Genomic DNA, 20,922 nt, shown 5'->3' with positions numbered 1-20,922 from the left:
TTTTCCAACAAGATCCGGGCGGCATGCTGGCCGCTTCCCCGCTGGAGCGCCGCCGATGCCGTCCCCCCGCCTGCGCCATGAGGCGATCTTCCTGCTGGTGTTCGCCCTGGATCTGGTCAACATGTTCATCGCCACGGTGGCCTATCCGGCATTGGCGGCGGAACTGCATGCCGACGTCGCTACCTTGGCCTGGGTCGGCACCGCCTACATGCTGGGCCTGAGCGTGGTGATTCCGCTGGCGCCCTGGCTGGCCGCGCGCTGTGGTGAGCGTCGCCTGCTGCTGGTGGCGTTGCTGCTGTTCGCGGTTGCCGCTGTGCTGGCCGGTGCGGCACCAGGTATCGGCTGGCTGCTGGGTTGGCGGCTGCTTCAGGGGCTTGCTGGTGGCCTGCTGATTCCGGTGGCACAGGCGGCAGCGTACCGACAGTGCACGCCCGACCAGCGTGGCGCGCTGACCCGCCGCATCCTGCTGGTGGCGCTGCTGGTGCCGGCACTGGCGCCTGCGCTCGGTGGGCTGCTGGTGCAGTGGTTGTCCTGGCGCGGTGTGCTCTGGGCCAGCCTGCCGCTGGCAGTGGTGGCGATTGGACTGGTGCTGGCGTGGATGCCGGCCGACGGCGCGCGCAGTGCGCCGCGCCTGCAGGCCTATGCGCTGTCCACCGCGATGCTGGCGCTGGGCGCGCTGCTGCTGGCGTTGACCTGGGTGGGCGAACCCGGCCATCGGACCGCCGGTGCCGTACTGCTGTTGATCGCAATGCTGCTGGCGGCGGCCCACCTGCGGCATGCACGGCAGCAGGAGCAGCCACTGCTGCGCTGGTCGCTGCTGTCCCATCGCGGGCTGCGCCTGGCGATGCTGATCTATCTGGCCGTACCCGGTGTGTTCATCGGCAGTCAGCTGGTCAGTACCCTGCAGTTGTACCAGGCCGGTTACAGCGCGGCGCGCATCGGCGCGTTGATGCTGCCGTGGGCGCTGGCCTCGGCCATGGCGATCACGGCCAGCAAGCGCCTGCTGGCTCGCTTCGGCCCGGCCACGGTGTTGCGCGCCGGCATGCTGCTGCAAGCCGGCGGCCTGCTGTTGATGGCGCTGCTGCCACACCCGGTCTTTGCCATTGCAGCATGGCTGTTTGCCTTGATGGGCGCCGGCGGCAGCCTGTGCAGCAGCACCGCGCAGACGCTGGCCTTCCATGGGGTCGAGGGCGAAGCATTGGGCGATGCCAGCGCACTCTGGAACCTCAACCGCCAGCTCAGTTTCTGCCTGGGTACCGCCGCCATTGCGTTACTGCTGGCCTTGGCCATGCAGTGGCTGCCTGCCCGCGCCACCGGCGCGGCGCTGGGTCTGGCCGCCGTACTGACACTGTTGCCGATGGCGCTGCTGCGCCGGCCGCAGTTGCTCACCCTTTCACAACCGGAGAACACTTGATGGATACCACCGCAGAACATGAAGTCCACCTCCTGCACGACAAGCTGCAGGCCTGGTTCCGCGCCGAGATGGGCGCCGACGCGCTGGACGATCTGACGGCGCATTTCTGCGCCGATTTCAGCATGGTCGGTATCTCGGGCCAAAGGCTGGATCGGAAGGCCGTGCAGGCTCTGTTCGCGGGCGTCCATGGCGCGCGTCCAGGGCTGCAGATTTCCATCGAAGCCGTGCAGGCGGTGGAAGCGCCTTCACCGCTGGCGGTGCTGCGCTATCGCGAGGGGCATTCGATCGATGGCGGCGAGCCTGCATGGCGGGAATCGCTGGCGGTGCTGCGGCAGGAAGCAGGGCGCTGGCGCTGGCTGGCGCTGCATGAGGTTCAAGCGGGTTGATGGATCCGCCGGGCATGGCCCGGTGCTACCCTATGACCCGCGCGGTGGGTAGCGCCGGGCCATGCCCGGCGAGCGCAGCGGCAGTGAGGTGCACATGTGCCATCAGTCCTGCCTACATCCACCGCAGAATGCAAAGCCCGCCCACACTTCACGGCTCAAGGCAGGAGTAGGCTTGATGCTTTCCTGCCGGGAGGGGTTGTCCATGCGTGTGCGTGCCGTCGCTGTAGCCATTGCCCTTTGCCTGTCCAGCACCGTGCTGGCCGCCGAAACCCCGCCGATGACCCCGGACATCAGCGGCAAGCCCTTCGTTGCCCCCGATGTCGGTCGTGACTACGACAAGCGCGTGGTGATGGTGCCGATGCGTGATGGCACCAAGCTGTATACGGTGATCGTGGTGCCCAAGGGTGCGCGCAATGCGCCGATCCTGCTCACCCGCACGCCCTACGACGCTGCCGGTCGCGCCAGCCGCAGTGATTCGCCGCGCATGCGCGACCTGCTGCCGCAGGGTGACGAAGTGTTTGTCGACGGCGGTTACATCCGCGTGTTCCAGGACATCCGTGGCAAGTACGGATCCGAAGGCGATTACGTGATGACCCGACCGCTGCGCGGGCCGTTGAACAACACCAAGGTGGACCACTCCACCGACGCCTGGGACACCATCGACTGGCTGGTGAAGAACGTGCCGGAGAGCAACGGCAAGGTCGGCATGCTCGGCTCGTCGTACGAGGGCTTCACCGTGGTGATGGCGCTGACCGACCCGCACCCGGCGCTGAAGGTGGCCGCGCCGCAGAGCCCGATGGTCGATGGCTGGATGGGTGACGACTGGCTCAACTACGGTGCGTTCCGCCAGGTCAATTTCAACTATTTCGCAATGCAGACCGAGAAGCGCGGCAAGGGCACGCCGTTGCCCAGCCTCGGCTACGACGACTACAGCACCTTCCTGCGCATCGGTTCGGCCGGCGACTACGCGCGTTTCACCGGCGTGGACCAGCTGACCTGGTGGAAGAAGCTGGTCGAGCACCCGGCCTATGACGGCTTCTGGCAGGGCCAGGCGCTGGACGCGGTGATGGCGAAGACACCGTTGAAGGTGCCGACCATGTGGCTGCAGGGCCTGTGGGACCAGGAGGACATGTGGGGTGCCAACCACGCCTACCAGGCAATGGAAGGGCGCGACAGCGGCAACAACCGCAACTACCTGGTGATGGGGCCGTGGCGGCACAGTCAGGTGAACTACAGTGGCAGCGAGCTGGGCGCGCTGAAGTTCGATGGCGATACCGCACTGCAGTTCCGCCGCGATGTGCTCAAGCCGTTCTTCGACCAGTACCTGGTGGACGGTGCGCCGAAGGCGGACACGCCGCCGGTGCTGATCTACAACACCGGCGAGAACCACTGGGATCGCCTGAAGGGTTGGCCGCGCAGCTGCGACAAGGGTTGCACCGCCAGCAGCAAGCCGCTGTACCTGCGCGCCGGCGGCAAGCTGGCGTTCCAGGCGCCGGCGGCGGGCGAGGGTGACTTCGAGGAATACGTGTCCGACCCGGCCAAGCCGGTGCCGTTCGTGCCGCGTCCGGTGCGTTTCGGTGACCGAGACATGTGGACCACCTGGCTGGTCAAGGATCAGCGCTTCGTTGATGGCCGCCCGGACGTGCTGACCTTCATCACCGAACCGCTGACCGCGCCGCTGCGCATCGGCGGCGCGCCGGTGGTGCATCTGCAAGCCTCGACCAGTGGTACCGACAGCGACTGGGTGGTGAAGCTGATCGACGTGTATCCGGACCAGGAAGCGTCGACGCCGGAGATGGGTGGTTACGAGCTGCCGGTGTCGCTGGCGATCTTCCGCGGCCGCTATCGCGAGAGCTTCAGCGATCCGAAGCCGCTGGCCGCCAACGAAGTGCTGCCGTACCGCTTCGACCTGCCCAACGCCAACCACACCTTCCAGAAGGGGCACCGGGTGATGGTGCAGGTGCAGTCCAGCCTGTTCCCGCTATACGACCGCAACCCGCAGACCTACGTGCCGAACATCTACCTGGCCAAACCGGGCGATTACCAGAAGGCCACGCAGCGGGTCTGGCACAGCGCGGCGCAGGCCAGCTACATCGATCTGCCGGTGTACTGAGGTAAGGGCGACGACATGCGGCCCGCCGTGTGCGCGGGCCGCAGTCGCATTGCATCGACCATCGTCATCGCATAGCGTGCATCCCTGCTTTGGATGGTATGCACGATGAAAAGGATGTTGCTCTGCTGCGCGATGCTGGTGACGGGGCCGGCGATGGCAGCCACAGGTGCCTTCGCCGTTCGGGCTGGCGGGTTCCAGGGGGAGGCGTTGGTCAGTGCCGAAGGCCGCCTGCTGGTAGCGCCTGACGGTACGAGCCTCATGCTGCTGGGGCCGGACCGCTGGTATCGCAGCGACTGGTACAAGCAGTCAGGCCACGGTCGGTCACCGCGCTCGCAGTGGTTCGATGATGAAGGCCGCCTGCTGCATGAGTTCGCCGGCCGCATCCGCTATGACGATCGCCTGCAGGGCAGCGATACGCTCTGGCGCGTCGACATCAGTGATGCGCAGGAGCGCTACCTGGGTACCGGCCTGGCCGATGCCCAGGGCAGGGTGCATTTCGCACCGACGGGCGAGGCCGGCGACTGGCGGCGGCTGTCGCGTGATCGAATCGTCTGGCAGGGCCGCAACGGCAGCACGCAATTCTTCAGCCTGGACGGTCGCGAGGTGCTGCGCATCGACGCGCCGGCGATATGGGTGGGAGGACCGTTCCCGGGTCGGCAGGCCTATGTGATCTGCGCTGACCGTGAGACGGCAACCTGCCGCGTGCAGGATGAATCCGGCACCGTAGTGCTGAGCGGCGACTTCGACGAGGCGCGGCCCGCAGGTGGCAACGGCTGGTGGCTGCGCCGGCTGGATACCTGGATGCGGGTCGATGCAGCGGGTGCGCGCGTCGACCAGGCGCTGTACCAGGGCGCCGCACTGTGGCCACACCATCGCAACAGCGCCGGCGCCGACGACGACGCAGGTGCTCCGCTGGAGGTCAGGCGGTATGCCAACGGCCTCGACAGCGATACGCCCGAACGTGGCTGGCTGCTGCAGGACGGGCGCTTTGTGCTGCTGCCCGCGTCCGCCAGCGGCATGATCGTGGACTACTGTCCGGGACGCTGGTTGCTGCGCAGCAAGGACGAGCGCGAGGACGAGGTGATCGTTGACGTGCAGGGCCGTGTGGTCGGGCAGGCACGGTCGTTGAGTTTCAATGTCCACCCGGTGCTTCCATGGCGACTGCGCAACGCCTATGCCGGCGTCGGCGCAGCCGTCCTCGATTGTGATGGCAAGGTGCTGTTCGAACAGGCCGATGTGGCCAGCTACCGGGCGGCTGCGGCCGGTGTGATGGGAACGCTGGCAGGTGAGCAGGACCCGCGCCTATGGCTGGACGCCGGTCTGACACCACACCTGATGCCGCCTGGCCTGCGGCTTCGGGAAGACCACATCGCGCCGCCGCTATTGGTACTGGATGGTGTGGAAGGCAACTCGCACCTCTACAACACCGCACTGGGCAGCGTGGTGGCGCCTGCCTTCGGATCCGTCGAGGTGCTTGCAGCCGATCACCTGATCTTCCTGCGCGATGGCCGCTACGGAATGATGCGGGCCGACGGCCGCGAAGTGCTGCCGCCGATCCACGCCCAGATCCTTCCGTTGTCGGCCGAGCGCATCTGGGTACGGCAGGATGTCGGGCACGATGGCGCGTGGAAGACCCGGGTCGCGCTGATCGATGGCAGCCAGAACGTGCTTGCGCAGCGCCGCTTCGAATCCGGCGGGGTAAGCCGGGTGCCTGCGGGAGACGGAGGCGAGGGTGTTCCCGGCATCGTTGAAGTCAGCTTCGAGCACGCCAATGTTGAAGGCCATACCTATCGACTGCAGCAGTGGCTGGATCGGGACGGCCATGTAGTCGCCAGTGCGGTGCACTGCAGGCCGCAGGAGGGTGCGCAGGGCGATGGAAAGGGCGTGCTGCTGGGCCGGGGCTGGCGCGTGGACAGCGACCCAAAGCAGCCTTGCCGACTGCCGGACGCGGTGATGCAGGCATTGCAGGACCGCGGAGGCCGTTAGCCGCCGCGACGCCGTGCGGCAATGCCCGGCGTCGCTCCTGGCCGTTCACCCCACTTTCGAGGGGCCGGTGCGCCAGCGGCTGGGTACCAGGCCGAAACGCTTGCGGAATGCAGCCGCGAAGTTGCTGGGGTGGCGATAGCCACTGGCAGCGGCGGCCTGCTCGACGGTCCAGCCGTCCTCGCGCAGGCCTTGCTCGGCGTGGCGCATGCGCTGCTCGTGCAGGTAGTCGAATACCGAGCAGCCGTATTGCTGGGCAAAGTGGCGGCGCAGCGAGCTCGGGCTCATGCAGGCCAGCTGGGCCAGTTCGACAAGGCTGTGGGTGTGGCTCGGATCGTCATGCAGGTAGGCGCGTACGCGTTCCAGCCGCTCGCGTTGGCCCGCGCGCAATGCGCGCACCTGGTCGGTCTGCAGATCTTCGGCTTGCAGGCCAACGGCCAGCAGCTGCAGGGCCACGCCTTCGCGCCACAACGCATCGATGCCGTCCTGCCAGGGGCTGTCGAACAGCTGCCCCAGCACCGGCAGCAGGGTGTGCGGAATCGCCCAGTGACGGCATTCCAGATGGGTATTGAGCGCGGTCTCCAACTGCGGCAGCTGGAACACGTCCGGATCGATCTTGGCCGGCACCATCACGCTGACCCCACGCATGTGCGTTTCGCCGGGGTGCGCGCCGGTCATTTCGACCTGCTCGCGGTGGTGGGCGGTCATCGCGGTGCCGGCGCGCAGGGTAAATCCGGGACGGCGCGGAACACGTACATCGACCTGGCCCTGCAGCATCACGCGGATGGCCAGGCCGGGACTCTGCTGGGCGGTGGCCACATACGGGAAGCGATTATGGACGTCGGAGGCGATCAGGCTCATGCCACCGCGCAGGAACTGTTCGTTGACCTCGCCGTGGCCGGCCCACTGGTCATCACGCAGGTGTTCCGGATCGGCGCGGTAGTCGAAGCCGTGGCGGTGGCCGAAGCGGCGGTAATCGGCAAAGGTGAAGTATCGGGACATTGCTCGGCACTTGCATTGGAGGTGGACACTGGCAGTACCTGACCCATGCGCTCTGCAATGCAGATGCATTTCCGATCGATACCTGCGTGGACACGCTGCGGCGCGTCGGAGGCGGTATCTGGAAGGGCTGGGGAAACGCCAGATTGGAATGAATGTGTCAAAGAAACTGGAAGCGTTTCCCATTGTCGCCGCGATTCACCCACATTTGATTTCGAGATGGTCAAAACCATTGATCAATACGGCCAAGTTGAATGCTCCGTAGAACATACGGCGGCGTTTTGCCTGCATATCCGTACGCAATTCCATACATCAACTTGGATTGAGGTTTTATCGATGGAACGATCGCCTGCGGACACGCTGTCTGCTGGGCCATCACAGGCGGAGGCGTAGCGTGGGGGGTAACGGCGACAGGCCGCGCCAATACCCCCACAGACGGAGAACACAGATGATTGATTACCAGCTCACCGGCAAGACCGCGATCGTGACCGGCGGCGTGTCCGGCATCGGTCTGGCGGTCGCGCAGACCCTTGCCGCATCCGGTGCGCGTATTTCGGTATGGGACCTGAAGCAGGAGGCAGTTGATGCCACGGTGGCGCAATTGCAGGGCAGCGGCGTGCAGGCGATCGGCATCGCGCTGGACGTGACCGATGATGCGGCCGTCGAAGCGGCGGTGCAGCGCACGGTGAAGGAACTGGGCGGTGTGCATATCGCGGTCAACAATGCGGGCATCAGTGGGCCGGCTGCCAGCAGCGGTGACTATCCGATCGATGGCTGGCAGCGGGTAATCGACGTCAACCTGACCAGCGTATTCCTGTGCCAGCGTGCGCAGATCCAGGCGATGCGCACGGCCGGAACCGGTGGCAGCATCATCAACATGGCCTCGATCCTGGGCCAGGTTGGCTATGCCGGTTCCACCGCGTACGTGGCGGCCAAGCACGGCGTGGTTGGGCTGACCCAGACCGCCGCCTGGGAGCATGCGGCCGACGGCATCCGTGTCAACGCGGTCGGCCCGGGCTTCATCAGCACGCCGCTGCTGGAGAAGATGGACCCGAAGGTGCGCGCGACGCTGGAAGGGCGCCATGCGTTGAAACGGCTGGGCACGGCCGAGGAAGTGGCGGCGCTGGTTGCCTGGCTGGCCAGCGACGATGCTTCGTTCGCGACCGGCGCGTACTACGCCATCGATGGCGGCTATCTGGCGCAATGATGCGGTGATCGCAGGCGACGGTGACGCCGGGCATGGCCCGGCGCTACCGGGTGAAAGGGCTGTGGTGTGGCCTTCACCGTTGTGCCACGGCTGCTGCGCAACGCTCCGGGAAACACCCGGAGCCTGCCCATGGAACTCACCCAGGATGTCTCGATCCTGCTGCGCGTGGCCGCAGCAATGCTGTTCGGCGGCGTGCTCGGTGTCGAGCGCGAGATGGGCAAGCACGCTGCGGGCCTGCGCACCCACATGCTGATTGCCGGTGCTGCTGCGCTGATTGTTGGACTCGGCGATTCAGTGGCAGAGCATTTCCAGCAGGAGCGTTACCGCGACCTGCTGCAGGTCGACCCGGTGCGCCTGATCGAAGCCGTGGTCGCCTGCGTCGGCTTCGTTGCCGCCGGCACCATTCTGCGTGGGTCACGCGAGGATCAGGTCAGCGGCCTGACCACGGCCAGTTCGCTGATCATGGCGGCGGCCATCGGCATCGCCGTGGGCATCGGCAAGTACGTGATTGCGATCGGGGTGAGCGTGCTGTGCGTGCTGGTGCTGGCGGTGATGCGGCGGTTGGAGAAGCGGATTTCGTAGGGAATCTCGAGTTGCCGGCCAGCGGCCGGCACTACCACTGGACCTAAATGGTCGGACCAATATGGCATCTAGGCCTATGGTCTAATAGGCGCTTCGTCGGAGCGGCGGTTAAATCCGCTGCAAGTGGTCTGATCGAAATTATTATTGGTAATACCAATAATCGACAGCCATGGCGACCCACCGCCTGCGGTGGAGCACATCCCGCCCCAGTCGAGAGCCCCCATGCAGCCCTGGCAACACCTGTACGACCCCGCCGGCAACCTGTGGTTGTCCAGCCTGATCGCGCTGCTGCCGATCGCGTTCTTCTTCGTCGCCCTGGCGGTGCTGCGGATGAAGGGCTGGCTGGCCGGCACGATCACCGTGGCCATCGCGCTGGGCGTGGCCCTGCTGTTCTACCGCATGCCGCTGAGCCAGGCGCTGGGCGCGGCCGGTTTCGGCTTCGTCTACGGCCTGTGGCCGATCGCCTGGATCATCATCGGCGCGGTGTTCCTCTACAAAGTCTCGGTCAAGACCGGTCAGTTCGACATCATCCGCGCCTCGATCCTGTCGGTCACCGAGGACCAGCGCCTGCAGATGCTGATGGTCGGCTTCGCCTTCGGTGCCTTCCTGGAAGGTGCGGCGGGTTTCGGCGCGCCGGTGGCGATCACCGCGGCACTGCTGGTCGGGCTGGGCTTCAAGCCGCTGTATGCGGCCGGCCTGTGCCTGATCGTCAACACCGCGCCGGTGGCGTTCGGCGCAATGGGCATTCCAATCATCGTGGCCGGGCAGGTCACCGGCCTGGATCCATTCGAGATCGGCCAGATGGCCGGGCGCCAGCTGCCGTTCCTGACCATCATCGTGCTGTTCTGGATCATGGCGATCATGGATGGCTGGCGCGGCATCAAGGAAACCTGGCCGGCGGTGCTGGTGGCCGGTGGCTCGTTCGCCATCGCGCAGTACCTGACCTCCAACTTCATCGGCCCGGAACTGCCGGACATCACCGCGTCGCTGGCGTCGCTGGTCTGCCTGACCCTGTTCCTGCGCCGCTGGAAGCCAGTGCGGATCTTCCGCTTCGACACCGAAACCAGCGCCGAGGCAGCTGCACAGGCACTGGAAGCGCCGCGCTACAACGTCGGCCAGATTGCCAAGGCGTGGTCGCCGTTCCTGATCCTCACTGCGATGGTCACGCTGTGGAGCATCAAGCCGTTCAAGTCGCTGTTCGCGGCGGGTGGCCCGCTGGAAAGCTGGGTGTTGAAGCTCCCGGTGCCGGGCCTGGACCAGATGGTGCAGAAGATGCCGCCGATCGTGGACGCGCCGCTCAACTATGAGGCGATCTACAAGTTCGACTGGTTCTCGGCCACCGGCACCTCGATCATCCTTGCCGCAGTGATCGCTATCATCGCGCTGCGCATGCCGGCCCGTTCGGCGCTGCAGACCTTCGGCGAGACCGTGCGTGAGCTGCGCATGCCGATCTACTCGATCGGCATGGTGCTGGCCTTCGCCTTCATTGCCAACTATTCGGGTCTGTCGGCAACGCTGGCACTGGCACTGGCGCACACCGGTGATGCGTTCCCGTTCTTCTCGCCGTTCCTGGGCTGGCTGGGCGTGTTCCTGACCGGCTCGGACACCTCGTCCAACGCGCTGTTCTCGGCGCTGCAGGCGACCACCGCGCAGCAGATCGGCGTGTCCGACGTGCTGCTGGTGGCGGCCAACACCACCGGCGGTGTCACCGGCAAGATGATCTCGCCGCAGTCGATCGCCATTGCCTGCGCGGCGGTCGGCCTGGCCGGCAAGGAATCGGACCTGTTCCGTTTCACGGTCAAGCACAGCCTGATCTTCACCACGATGGTCGGCCTGATCACCCTGGCCCAGGCCTACTGGCTGACCTGGATGATTCCCTGAGCTATGCACCGTCAGCCGACCACCCGCTGCGCGCTTCGGGCCACAATGGCGCCATGAGCACGCAACGTATTTCGGACAAGGTGGCCGCGCAGCTGCGCGGCCTGGTGCAGGAACAGCGGCTGCAGCCGGGTGACCGGCTTCCGGCCGAACGCACCCTGGCGGTGCAGCTGGGGGTCTCGCGCACCGCGCTGCGTGAAGCCATCGCGCAGTTGGCCAGCCAGGGCCTGCTGACCGCACGGGTCGGTGGCGGCACCTACGTGGCCGAACCGGCCGCACGCGCACGGCAGGCGCTGGATGAACCGCTGGCGCCGTACCTGCCGCTGTTCCAGGGCGACCCGGAGTATCGCTTCGACGTGCTGGAAATCCGTCACGCGCTGGAAGGTGCCACCGCCTGGCATGCTGCGCTGCGCGCCACCGATGAGGACCGCGCGCGCATCGCGCAAGCGTTCCAGACCATGATGGACGCGCACGGCAAGGATGACCCCACCGGCGAAGCTGAGGCCGACGCGGCCTTCCACCTGTCCATCGCCGAGGCCTCGCACAACCTCGTGCTGCTGCAGGTGATGCGCGGGCTGTTCGAGCTGCTGCAGACCAACATCTCGCAGAGCCGCGAAAAGCTCTACACCTCGGCGAGGACCTTCTCGCCGCTGTCCGACCAGCACCGCGAGATGATGGACGCGGTGCTGGCCGGCGACCCCGAACGCGCGCGCGCCGCCGCGCATGCCCACCTCGAGTTCGTGCACACCACGCTGCGCACCCTCGATGACAACGAAGCCCGGCGTGCGCGGGCCTCGCGTCTACCTTCCCCACACGGTTGACCCCATGATCATCTCCGCCTCCACCGATTACCGTGCCGCAGCGCAACGCCGGCTGCCGCCGTTCCTGTTCCACTACATCGATGGCGGCGCGTATGCCGAGCACACGCTGAAGCGCAACGTTTCCGACCTGTCCGACATCGCGCTGCGCCAGCGCGTCCTGCGCAACATGTCCGACCTGAGCCTGGAAACCGAGCTGTTCGGCGAAACGCTGGCAATGCCGGTGGCGCTGGCGCCGGTCGGCCTGACCGGCATGTATGCCCGGCGCGGTGAAGTGCAGGCGGCGCGTGCGGCCGACAGCCGAGGCATTCCGTTCACCCTGTCCACCGTATCGGTGTGCCCGATCGAGGAAGTGGCACCGGCCATCCAGCGGCCAATGTGGTTCCAGCTGTACGTGCTGCGCGACCGTGGCTTCATGCGCAATGCGCTGGAGCGGGCGCAGGCCGCAGGCGTGACCACGCTGGTATTCACCGTGGACATGCCGGTGCCGGGCGCGCGCTATCGTGACGCGCACTCGGGCATGAGCGGCCCGAACGCCTCGCTGCGTCGTATCGGCCAGGCCATCACCCATCCGCACTGGGCGTGGGACGTGGGCCTGTTCGGTCGCCCGCACGACCTGGGCAACATTTCCACCTACCGCGGCAACCCGACCGGGCTGGAGGATTACATCGGCTGGCTGGGCAGCAACTTCGATCCCTCCATTTCGTGGAAGGACCTGGAGTGGATCCGCGAATTCTGGAAGGGGCCGATGGTGATCAAGGGCATTCTCGACCCGGATGATGCACGGGATGCGGTGAAGTTCGGCGCCGATGGCATCGTGGTCTCCAACCACGGTGGTCGCCAGCTCGATGGCGTGCTGTCCACCGCGCGTGCACTGCCGGCGATTGCCGATGCGGTGCAGGGCGACCTGAAGATCCTCGCCGATTCCGGCATCCGCACTGGCCTGGACGTGGTGCGCATGCTGGCGCTGGGTGCCGACACCGTGCTGCTGGGCCGTGCTTTCGTCTATGCGCTGGCCGCGCAGGGCGAGGCCGGCGTGGCCAACCTGCTGGACCTGATCGCCAAGGAAATGCGCGTGGCGATGACGCTGACCGGCGCGCGCCGCATCGCCGACATCGGCCGCGATTCGCTGGTCAACCTGCCGTGAGTGGCCACGATGCCGTGCTGGCGCAGTTGCGCGATGCGGTCGGCAACCGCCATGTACTGACCGGCGACAAGGCAACCCGCCGTTTTCGCCGTGGCTACCGTTTCGGCGACGGCCCGGTGTTGGCGGTGGTGCGCCCGGGTACGCTGCTGGAGCTGTGGCGTGTGCTGCAGGCGGCGGTGCAGGGTGGAGCGGCGATCATCCTGCAGGCGGCCAACACCGGCCTGACCGGTGGCTCGACCCCGGATGGCAACGACTATGGGCGGCCGATCGTGCTGGTCAGCACGCTGCGCCTGACCGGCATCCAGTTGTTGAACGAAGGCCGGCAGGTGCTGTGCCTTCCCGGTGCGACGCTGGACCGCCTGGAGCAGACGCTGGCACCGCTGGGCCGCGAACCGCATTCGGTGATCGGCTCGTCCTGCATCGGCGCCTCGGTGCTGGGCGGCATCTGCAACAACTCCGGCGGCGCGCTGGTGCGCCGTGGCCCGGCCTACACCGAGCTGGCGCTGTATGCGCAGGTCGATGCGCAGGGCCAGCTGCAGCTGGTCAACCATCTGGGCATCGCGCTGGGCGATACGCCCGAGCAGATCCTGCAGCGCCTGCAGGCCGGCGACTATGCTGCTGCCGACGTGGGTGACGGCGACGGCCGCGCCGCCTCCGATCCACGCTACGCCGACGAAGTGCGCCGGGTGGATGCCGATACGCCGGCACGCTTCAATGCCGACCCCAGCCGTCACTTCGAGGCAGCGGGGTCTGCCGGCAAGCTGGCAGTATTCGCGGTGCGCCTGGATACCTTCGAGAAGGAGGCCGCCGAGGTCTTCTATATCGGCAGCAACCGCACCGACAGCCTCACCGCGATCCGGCGCCAGCTGCTGACCGGCTTCGAACGCCTGCCGATTGCCGGCGAGTACATCCACCGCGATGCCTATGACATCGGCGAACGCTACGGCAAGGACAGTTTCCTGCTGATCGACCGCCTGGGCACCGCGCGTGTGCCGGCTGCGTTCGCATTGAAGAGCCGGGTTGATGGCTGGTTCGAGCGGCTGGGGCTGCGCGGGGTGACCGACCGGGTGATGCAGGTGCTGACCGGCCTGCTGCCCTCGCACCTGCCCAGGCGCATGGGCGAGTTCCGCCAGCGCTACGAGCATCATCTGCTGCTGAAGGTCTCCGCGCAGGACGCAGCGGAAACCGAGGCCTGGCTGCGCGGCTTCTTCGCCGACCATGAGGGCGGTTACTTCCACTGCACGGCCGATGAGGGGCGCAAGGCCTTCCTGCATCGCTTCGCCGTGGCCGGCGCGGCGGTGCGTTACCGCGAGGTGCATCGCGACCAGGTGCAGGACATCGTGGCGCTGGACATCGCCCTGCGCCGTGATGACGCCGACTGGTTCGAGCAGTTGCCGGTGGATATCGACGGCCGCCTGCTGCACAAGCTGTACTACGGCCACTTCCTGTGCCACGTGTTCCATCAGGACTACATCGCGCGCAAGGGCGAAGACCCGATGGCGATCGAGCATGCGATGTGGGCACTGCTGGATCAGCGCGGTGCCGAGTATCCGGCCGAGCACAACGTTGGCCACCTGTATCCGGCCAAGCCGGCGCTGGCGGGGTTCTACAAGCAGCTGGACCCGAGCAACACCTTCAACCCCGGTATCGGCCAGACCTCGAAGGAAAAAGGGTGGGGTAGCTGCGACTGTAGTGGGCATTGACGGATATAACGTGGCTTTACTGTAGAGCCGAGCCTATGCTTGGCTGCACTTCCCGACAGACAGCAGTCGAGCATGGCTCGACTCTACAAAGACGAAGTCGGGCATGGCTCGACTCTGCCCGGGCAACGGTTACCATCGGAATCCCAACCGCAGGAGCCGCCCATGCCCTCCATCGTTGCCCGCACGACCGTGTGCGTTGCACTGCTGGCGACCCCGCTGCTGGTGCTCGCCCAAGGCTCGATCCTGCCGCAGCAGCGTGACGCTGCGGGCAACGTGATGGAGCCGCTGGGGCAGGTGCTGATCGCCAATGAGACGGGGCCGGTGGGGCTCTACGAGTGCACGCGGGACGGCAACTGGTGCGTGCGCGTGCAGCCGGTTGCCAACGATGGTGACCGGCCGACTGTGCTGGAAGTGCTTGAGAAGGCACCGGGCCAGGGCACGCCACACACCTACCACGTCAGCATCGACGTGCCGCAGGAAAGCGAGCTGTCGCTGTGGCCGTGGATCGTGCGGCTGGCACCTGGCGTGGGTAGCGATGAACCGGTGACCGACCCGCAGCAGCGCGACCGCCAGAACGTGCTGGTGGGCGGCATCGTCTCGTTCAGCAGCATGTATTCCGGCGGCGGTGCCGATGCATCCACGTTGCAACTGGCACGCGTGCGCCACCTGCAGGACGACATCCAGGTGGACGACGACGTGCTGACCGTGCCATGGCTGGGCAATGCGATGATCCGCGCCTGTTTCAGCGAGCAGGACATGAAACAGCGCGCAGGTGCCTGCCACGACGAATACGGCTTCTCGGCGAAGCTGGCGCTGGATACGGTTGCAGCGGGCATGCCGGTGCTGCGCTACCAGACCGTGGCGACACGGTTTCCGGCCGGTGTCTCGCGCTTCGAGGATTCGCTGGCCAAGGGGCCGTTGAAGAAGCAGGATCTGCGCACCGAGCAGGACCCTGCGTGCACCTACACGCGGCTGTTCCGTTTCAGGGATGGGGTATTCCACCCCGACCAGGCGCTGCCGGATTGTGCGGGGTATACCGAACCCTGAAATGTAGAGTCGAGCCATGCTCGACTGGTTTTCCGCGCGACCCATCCGAAAACCAGTCGAGCATGGCTCGACTCTACAAAAGCCTGCCGCGGCGCTTACTCGCAGCGCGTGGACGTGATGATGTTGTCCTTGTCCACGAACACGCGCAGGCGGTCCGGGCGGATGTCCTTGGTGGTGATGGTGCTGGGGCCGATCGGGTTGACCAGACCGGCACCGCTCTCGCGGGACAGGCGGCGGATGTTGGGCTCGTTGGCCGGCTGGCCGATCGCCCAGCCCAGCTGGCTGGCGTCGCAGCGGCCACTGCCTTTGACTTCCGGGCCAGGGGTGCTGACACAGGCCGACAGCAGCAGGGCGGAGGCCGGCAGCAACAGGGACAGACGGAATGCAGACATGTGAGCGCTCCTGCGCAGGGGACGATGGCAGGAACGATAGCACCGAGCGTGCGAAAGGCGTCAGCGCCCCGGTCATTGCCGGCACAGCGTGGTCATTGCATAGTGGGAGGAATAGCTGGCAGTACGCCAGCGGGCAGGCCGGGCCTTTCCGGCGCAGGTGTTGGATACGGTATGACGGCAGGCAGTTTCCGCGGCAAGGACAAGACAATGACGGCCCTGATGTTGTCGTTGCTGGGCGTGGCGTTTGCCGCCTCCGCTGCCGATCCGGAACCCGAGCAGGTCCAATCCCCGGTATTCGGCGCCTGGCGCAACCTGCAGACCGAATCCGGCTACGCGCCGGCCCAGCGCAACCTGGCCTTCGCCATGCTGCCGCAGGCCGCGACCCGCGGCGACCGTTTCGCCATCCTCGACCGCGAGGGCAAGCGGGCGGTGTGCTGCCTGCAGGTGGCCAGCTCCTCGCTGGGCGTAGCTGCGCTGCGCGGGGAGTACCATTTGCCACAGGCCTGGGTGACGGATCTGAGCAATGGCCGTAGCCCTGCACGACCCTATGTGCCGCACGTCTATGCGATGCAGCGGGTGGACGAGCTGGCCGACTACAGCTTCGCCGATGTACCTGGCGCCTACAGCGACCTGGGCGGTCTGCTGATTCCGGAAGGTGCCGCGCTGGAGGCCGACGGCAGCGCCGTGCGCCTGGGGGACAGCCGCTACCCGCTGCATTTCCAGCGCCAGCCGCACGCCGATGACGATGGCGCGTTGGACCGCTACAGCCTGCAGGCGGGCGAGGGCGCGGCCCCGTTCGTGGTTGAAGTGCCGTTCGGCACCTACTGATTGCAGCACTGCACTGGCTAGAATGCAGCGCGGCGCCATCTGCCGCGCCTGCTCCGTGAGTCGTTGCCGTGTCCTTGCGCCCCTTCCTGCTGTCGTCCCTGTTGCTGTTGTCCGCCTGTGCCAGTGTGCCTCCGCCGCCACCGGCCCACTCCGATGCGCTGTGGCGGTTGATCGAGCGTGACTGCCGTGGCACCGAAGGCCCGCGCGGCGACTGCCTGCGGGTGGAGACGGCAGCAGACCGGCGCGATGTGCTGGTCAAGGACGCGCACGGTGATTACCAGTTCCTGCTGATGCCGCTGGACAAGGTCAGCGGCATCGAGAGCCGCAGCCTGTACCAGCGTGGTGCACCGAACTACTTCGCTGCAGCCTGGCAGGCGCGCAGCCACACCGAACAGGCCTTGCGGCAACCGCTGCCGCGCAACGTCGCCAGCCTGGCGTTGAACTCGCCGCACGGCCGCTCGCAGCACCAGCTGCATATTCATGTGGATTGCCTGCGTGCCGACGTGCTGCAGGCGCTGGACACGCATGCTGTCGCCCTGGGCAGCCAGTGGGCACCGCTGCCGGTGCTGCTGCGCGGCCATCAGTACCAGGCCCGCCTGCTGCCGGGCGCGGAACTGACCGCCAATCCGCTCAATCTGCTGGCCTACGACCTCGCAGGCGTGGACGACGTCGGCCAGTGGAGCCTGGTCGTGGCGGGCCGGGACCCCGTGCAGAGCGGCACGGGCTTCATCCTGCTGGCCACACGCGTGGACGCCGGCACCGGCAACGAGGCCAGCGGCGAAGAATTGCAGGACCATGCCTGCTCGTTGCTGACCGGTGCCGGCAACGCGCTGGAGCGGGTGCGCTAGTCCAGCGCGCTGTGCTTGCTCCGCCACATGGGTGCGGTCAGCGCCAGCAGCTGGCGATCCTGCCAGCCTTCCAGATCCAGATGATGGTCGCGCAGCAGACCTTCCTGCTCAAAGCCGAAGGCCCGCAGCGCGGTGGCGAACGGATCACTGCAGTCCGGTGGCAGCATCACGAACAGGCGATGCAGGCCGACGTCCTCGAACAGGAAAGGACACAGCGCCTGCAGCGCCGCGTCGGCATGCGGGTGCCAATGCTGCAGCGACAGCAGTTCTGCGCAACGCGCGTGCAGTGATTGCAGGCGGACGTGCAGCTGGTCCAGCACGTTGCCGTGCTCGTCATCGAATACCCCCAGCAGCAGCTGGTCGTTGTCCTGTTCCAGGCGTGAGCGATGCATGTGGGCGAGGAAGCGCGCTTCCTCATCGATAACGGACGGATCGCGGCGGCCGCGCCGGCGGCGGTCATCGAACAGGCGCCAGCGCGGCAGGTCGGCACGCTGGAAAGGGCGCAGGGTGACCGGTGCGGCCTGCAGCTGCAGCAGGTGACGGCGCAGCACCGGGCGCAATGGGGGAAGGAGGGAAGTGGGGTACGGGGTCATCATCCCGGGCACGATGGCCGTGCCTGCAGCCCTGCACCATTCAAAACATTGCAAAAGTGTGGTGGATGGCACTGCGGGTCTGATTCGGTTCAGGCATAAGGCCATCAGGGCTGGCCATTTCCGTTGCAACCCCCCATTCAGGACACTTTCGTTACGGGATCGTTATGCGCCGTACAGGCCGCTGCCCCCGTACCACCACCCGCCCAACTCCCCAGGAAGCCCATGTCCGCCTCCCACAAGGCGCTGCGCCCGCGTCCGCTGGTGCTCGCACTGTCGTCCCTGATGCTGGTCTCGCTGCCGGCCTTCGCGCAGGAAAGCGCACCCACCACATTGCAGGAAGTGAAGGTCACCGGCTCGCGCATTCCACGCGCCAGTGTCGAGGGCCCGTCGCCGGTGACGGTGATCAGCCGCGAGCAGATCGATGCGCAGGGCTACCGCAATGCCTTCGACGCACTGAGCGCGCTGACCGAGAACACCGGCAACGTACAGGGCGAGGACTTCGGCAACACCTTCACCCCGGCCGCCAACACCATCAACCTGCGCGGGCTGGGTCCGAACCGCACGCTGGTGCTGGTCAACGGCCGCCGCCAGGCCGACTACCCGCTGGCCTACGAGGGCTCGGTGAACGTGGTCAACCTGGCCAACATTCCCAGTGCGCTGATCGAGCGCATCGAGGTGCTGGCCGCTGGCGCATCGGCGGTATACGGCTCCGATGCGATCGCCGGCGTGGTCAACATCATCCTCAAGGACCGCTTTGAGGGCGTGGATGTGAACGTGCGCGCCGGTGGCACCCAGCAGGGCGGCGGCGACAACCAGCGCGCGCAGGTGGTCGGTGGTAGTTCCGGCGAGCGTTGGGATGCGCTGTTCGGCTTCGAGTTCGATGTGCGCAAGGCGATCCACGCGCGCCAGCGCGATTTCATGGATTCGCTGGACGATGATCCGGCCGGCAAGGCACCGCAGGCGACCGCGATCGCCTATCGCCGCAATGCCGCCACCGGCCGCAACATCGATCCGGGCGTCACTGGCTGCGACGGGGCGTCTGACATCTATGGCGGCAGCGTGTTCCGCGCCTTCAACCCTCGCCAGGGCTGGTACTGCGGCAGCAACGAGGCCGCCGCCAGCTACTGGACCGTGCAGACCCAGAAGCGCAACCTCAATGGCTATGGCCTGCTGACCTTCCACGTCAACGAGACCACTGACCTGTTTGCCGATGTCGCCGTGGGCAGCGCGCGGATCTACAACAACACGCGTGCGCCGACCTGGACCTCGGCCCGCAACTACTTCTACAACCAGACCACCGGCAACCTGGAAAGCTGGTACCGCCGCTTCGCGCCGGAGGAAATCGGCGGGCTGCCGCGCAATGCCAACCGCTTCCTGGAAAACTCGTGGTCGTTCAACGTCGGTGCACGTGGCCAGATCGGCGACAGCGGCTGGGACTATGAAGCGGTCTACAGCCGCTCGCGTTACGAGAACAGCACCCGTCGCCCGGTGTTGCTGGCCGGCATAAACGAATACCTGCTCGGCCCGAAGCTGGGCGTGCGCAATGGCGTGGAGGTCTATGCGCCGGACCCGGCGCGCCTGTTCCAGCCGTTGACCCCGAACGAATACGAGGGGCTGTCCGACTACCAGGAAAGCCGTAACGCGGCATGGCTGCAGACCTTCAGCGCCAGCGTCAATGGCCGCCTGTTCGCGCTGCCCGGTGGCGACGCTGCATTGGCGGCGGTGGTCGAGGCCGGCAGCCAGGGCTACCGCAATCGCCCGGACCCGCGGCTGGGCAGCGGTGAATTCTGGAACACCAGCGCCGGCATCGGTGCCGGTGGCGAGCGTGACCGCTATGCGGCCGGCGTGGAACTGCAGCTGCCGTTGCTGCAGTCGCTGACCACCACCCTGGCCGGTCGCTATGACCAGTACCGCGCAGGTGGCGAGCACATCGGCAAGGCTACCTGGAGTTTCGGCGTCGAGTTCCGCCCGATCGAGAGCCTGTTGATCCGTGGTTCGGCGGCGACCAGTTTCCGGGCGCCGGACATGAACTACGTGTTCGCCACCGAAACCCGCGGCTACAACCCGGGCATGACCGACTACTGGCGCTGCCGCACGGCGGGCCAGTCGTACGACAACTGCGACTACAACGGCCTGTCGATTGATTACAGCAACCGCGCCAATGCGCAGTTGCAGCCGGAATCGGCCAAGTCATATGGCTTCGGCGTGGTCTGGTCGCCACTGTCCGGCCTGGATTTCAGCGCTGACTACTACGACATCCGCATCGACAACGAAGTGACCAGCCTCGATACCAGCCGCATCCTGCGTGATGAGGCCGATTGCCGCCTGGGCCGCACGCTGGGTGGCGAAGCGCGCGATATCGGTTCGCCTCTGTGCCAGGACGCGCTGTCGCGGGTGATCCGCAATCCGTCCAATGCAACCGTGCAGCCAGACCAGGTGACCCGCGTGCTGATCAATCCGATCAACGCGGCCTCCGAATCGGTTCGCGGCCTGGACCTGAAGGGCAACTGGCGCTTCGATGCCGGCCGCTACGGCCGCTTCACCACGCGCCTGGCCTACACCGTGGTGCTGGAGCACAAATACCGACAGTTCTCCGATGATCCGGAGCGTGACATCCGCAATTCGCTGGATGACTACCAGTGGCGCAGCAAGGCCAACGGCAGCATCACCTGGAACCAGGGTGACTGGACCACCACGCTGTACGGCAACCGCTTCGGCTCGCTGCCGAAGACCGATGGCAGTGGCCGCATCGCGCCGTACATGACCTACAACGCCAGCGTGTTCCGCCAGTTCGGCGAGAATCTGTCGGTGGGCGTGATCGTCAACAACCTGCGTGACAGCCGCCCGCCGGCGGACAAGAACGGAGGCGGCTGGCCGTTCTATCCGGTTGGCAACTACGACCCATATGGCCGCCAGTACTGGGTGCAGCTGGACTACCGGTTCCGCTGATTCCGCAGGCTAACGAAAGGCCCGGCATTGCCGGG

At 66.5% G+C, this 20,922-nt stretch carries 17 protein-coding genes; 14 read left to right on the top strand and 3 right to left on the bottom strand.

The features are described from left to right. Nucleotides 1–55 precede the first annotated feature (55 nt). The 4 genes from SMAL_RS12040 (at nt 56) to SMAL_RS12020 (ending at nt 5,899) form a co-directional block, all read left to right on the top strand. Nucleotides 56–1,414, top strand: a complete 1,359-nt coding sequence (locus tag SMAL_RS12040) for an MFS transporter (protein ID WP_012511383.1) — start codon at nt 56–58, stop codon at nt 1,412–1,414. Beyond that, nucleotides 1,414–1,800 (top strand): DUF4440 domain-containing protein, encoded by a 387-nt coding sequence (locus SMAL_RS12035; protein ID WP_012511382.1) that lies wholly within the window; start codon nt 1,414–1,416, stop codon nt 1,798–1,800. The genes SMAL_RS12040 and SMAL_RS12035 overlap by 1 nt, the downstream gene beginning before the upstream one ends. A gap of 202 nt (nt 1,801–2,002) precedes the next feature. Continuing rightward, on the top strand, nt 2,003–3,913 hold the full coding sequence (locus SMAL_RS12030; protein WP_006373273.1) for a CocE/NonD family hydrolase: 1,911 nt from the start codon (nt 2,003–2,005) through the stop codon (nt 3,911–3,913). A 105-nt stretch (nt 3,914–4,018) separates the two neighbouring features. Next, on the top strand, nt 4,019–5,899 hold the full coding sequence (locus tag SMAL_RS12020; RefSeq protein ID WP_141651017.1) for a hypothetical protein: 1,881 nt from the start codon (nt 4,019–4,021) through the stop codon (nt 5,897–5,899). A gap of 45 nt (nt 5,900–5,944) precedes the next feature. Here SMAL_RS12020 and SMAL_RS12015 read toward each other — a convergent pair whose 3' ends face one another. Beyond that, entirely contained in the window at nt 5,945–6,898 is a 954-nt protein-coding gene (locus SMAL_RS12015) for a helix-turn-helix transcriptional regulator (protein WP_012511379.1), read from the bottom strand. Between the two features lie 445 nt (nt 6,899–7,343). Between SMAL_RS12015 and SMAL_RS12010 the strand changes: the two genes are divergently transcribed. The 7 genes from SMAL_RS12010 (at nt 7,344) to SMAL_RS11980 (ending at nt 15,277) form a co-directional block, all read left to right on the top strand. Then, nucleotides 7,344–8,102, top strand: coding sequence for an SDR family NAD(P)-dependent oxidoreductase (locus SMAL_RS12010; RefSeq protein ID WP_012511378.1), 759 nt, complete (start codon nt 7,344–7,346; stop codon nt 8,100–8,102). A 129-nt stretch (nt 8,103–8,231) separates the two neighbouring features. Then, nucleotides 8,232–8,684, top strand: a complete 453-nt coding sequence (locus SMAL_RS12005) for an MgtC/SapB family protein (protein WP_005410036.1) — start codon at nt 8,232–8,234, stop codon at nt 8,682–8,684. Nucleotides 8,685–8,906: 222 nt separating this feature from the next. Further along, entirely contained in the window at nt 8,907–10,565 is a 1,659-nt protein-coding gene (lldP, locus tag SMAL_RS12000; protein ID WP_006373138.1) for an L-lactate permease, read from the top strand. Between the two features lie 53 nt (nt 10,566–10,618). Further along, on the top strand, nt 10,619–11,383 hold the full coding sequence (lldR, locus tag SMAL_RS11995) for a transcriptional regulator LldR (RefSeq protein WP_012511377.1): 765 nt from the start codon (nt 10,619–10,621) through the stop codon (nt 11,381–11,383). A gap of 4 nt (nt 11,384–11,387) precedes the next feature. Then, the gene (gene lldD, locus SMAL_RS11990) at nt 11,388–12,527 is read left to right on the top strand and encodes an FMN-dependent L-lactate dehydrogenase LldD (RefSeq protein WP_012511376.1); all 1,140 of its coding nucleotides are present in this window, start codon (nt 11,388–11,390) and stop codon (nt 12,525–12,527) included. Further along, nucleotides 12,524–14,230 (top strand): D-lactate dehydrogenase, encoded by a 1,707-nt coding sequence (dld, locus tag SMAL_RS11985; RefSeq protein WP_012511375.1) that lies wholly within the window; start codon nt 12,524–12,526, stop codon nt 14,228–14,230. The genes lldD and dld overlap by 4 nt, the downstream gene beginning before the upstream one ends. Before the next feature lie 162 nt (nt 14,231–14,392). Next, nucleotides 14,393–15,277: a hypothetical protein gene (locus SMAL_RS11980; RefSeq protein ID WP_006373102.1), complete on the top strand. Its 885-nt coding sequence runs from the start codon at nt 14,393–14,395 to the stop codon at nt 15,275–15,277. 95 nt (nt 15,278–15,372) lie between these two features. Here SMAL_RS11980 and SMAL_RS11975 read toward each other — a convergent pair whose 3' ends face one another. Next, the gene (locus tag SMAL_RS11975; RefSeq protein WP_006373100.1) at nt 15,373–15,669 is read right to left on the bottom strand and encodes an I78 family peptidase inhibitor; all 297 of its coding nucleotides are present in this window, start codon (nt 15,667–15,669) and stop codon (nt 15,373–15,375) included. A gap of 171 nt (nt 15,670–15,840) precedes the next feature. On the opposite strand from SMAL_RS11975, the gene SMAL_RS11970 reads away from it, so the two are divergent. Both SMAL_RS11970 and SMAL_RS11965 read left to right on the top strand, forming a co-directional pair. Then, on the top strand, nt 15,841–16,497 hold the full coding sequence (locus tag SMAL_RS11970) for a hypothetical protein (protein ID WP_006373098.1): 657 nt from the start codon (nt 15,841–15,843) through the stop codon (nt 16,495–16,497). A 68-nt stretch (nt 16,498–16,565) separates the two neighbouring features. Further along, nucleotides 16,566–17,345, top strand: a complete 780-nt coding sequence (locus SMAL_RS11965; protein WP_006373097.1) for a CDP-diacylglycerol diphosphatase — start codon at nt 16,566–16,568, stop codon at nt 17,343–17,345. Here SMAL_RS11965 and SMAL_RS11960 read toward each other — a convergent pair. Next, a complete protein-coding gene (locus SMAL_RS11960; protein WP_012511374.1) occupies nt 17,342–17,941 on the bottom strand; it encodes a GNAT family N-acetyltransferase in 600 nt (199 codons plus the stop codon). The genes SMAL_RS11965 and SMAL_RS11960 overlap by 4 nt on opposite strands. Nucleotides 17,942–18,160: 219 nt before the next feature. Here SMAL_RS11960 and SMAL_RS11955 point away from each other — a divergent pair, with 219 nt between their 5' ends. Further along, nucleotides 18,161–20,887 (top strand): TonB-dependent receptor plug domain-containing protein, encoded by a 2,727-nt coding sequence (locus SMAL_RS11955; RefSeq protein WP_012511373.1) that lies wholly within the window; start codon nt 18,161–18,163, stop codon nt 20,885–20,887. Nucleotides 20,888–20,922: the final 35 nt, after the last annotated feature.

This window comes from Stenotrophomonas maltophilia R551-3, assembly GCF_000020665.1.
Classification (GTDB): Bacteria; Pseudomonadota; Gammaproteobacteria; order Xanthomonadales; family Xanthomonadaceae; genus Stenotrophomonas; species Stenotrophomonas maltophilia_L.
This window is presented reverse-complemented; position numbering and strand designations above follow the sequence as displayed.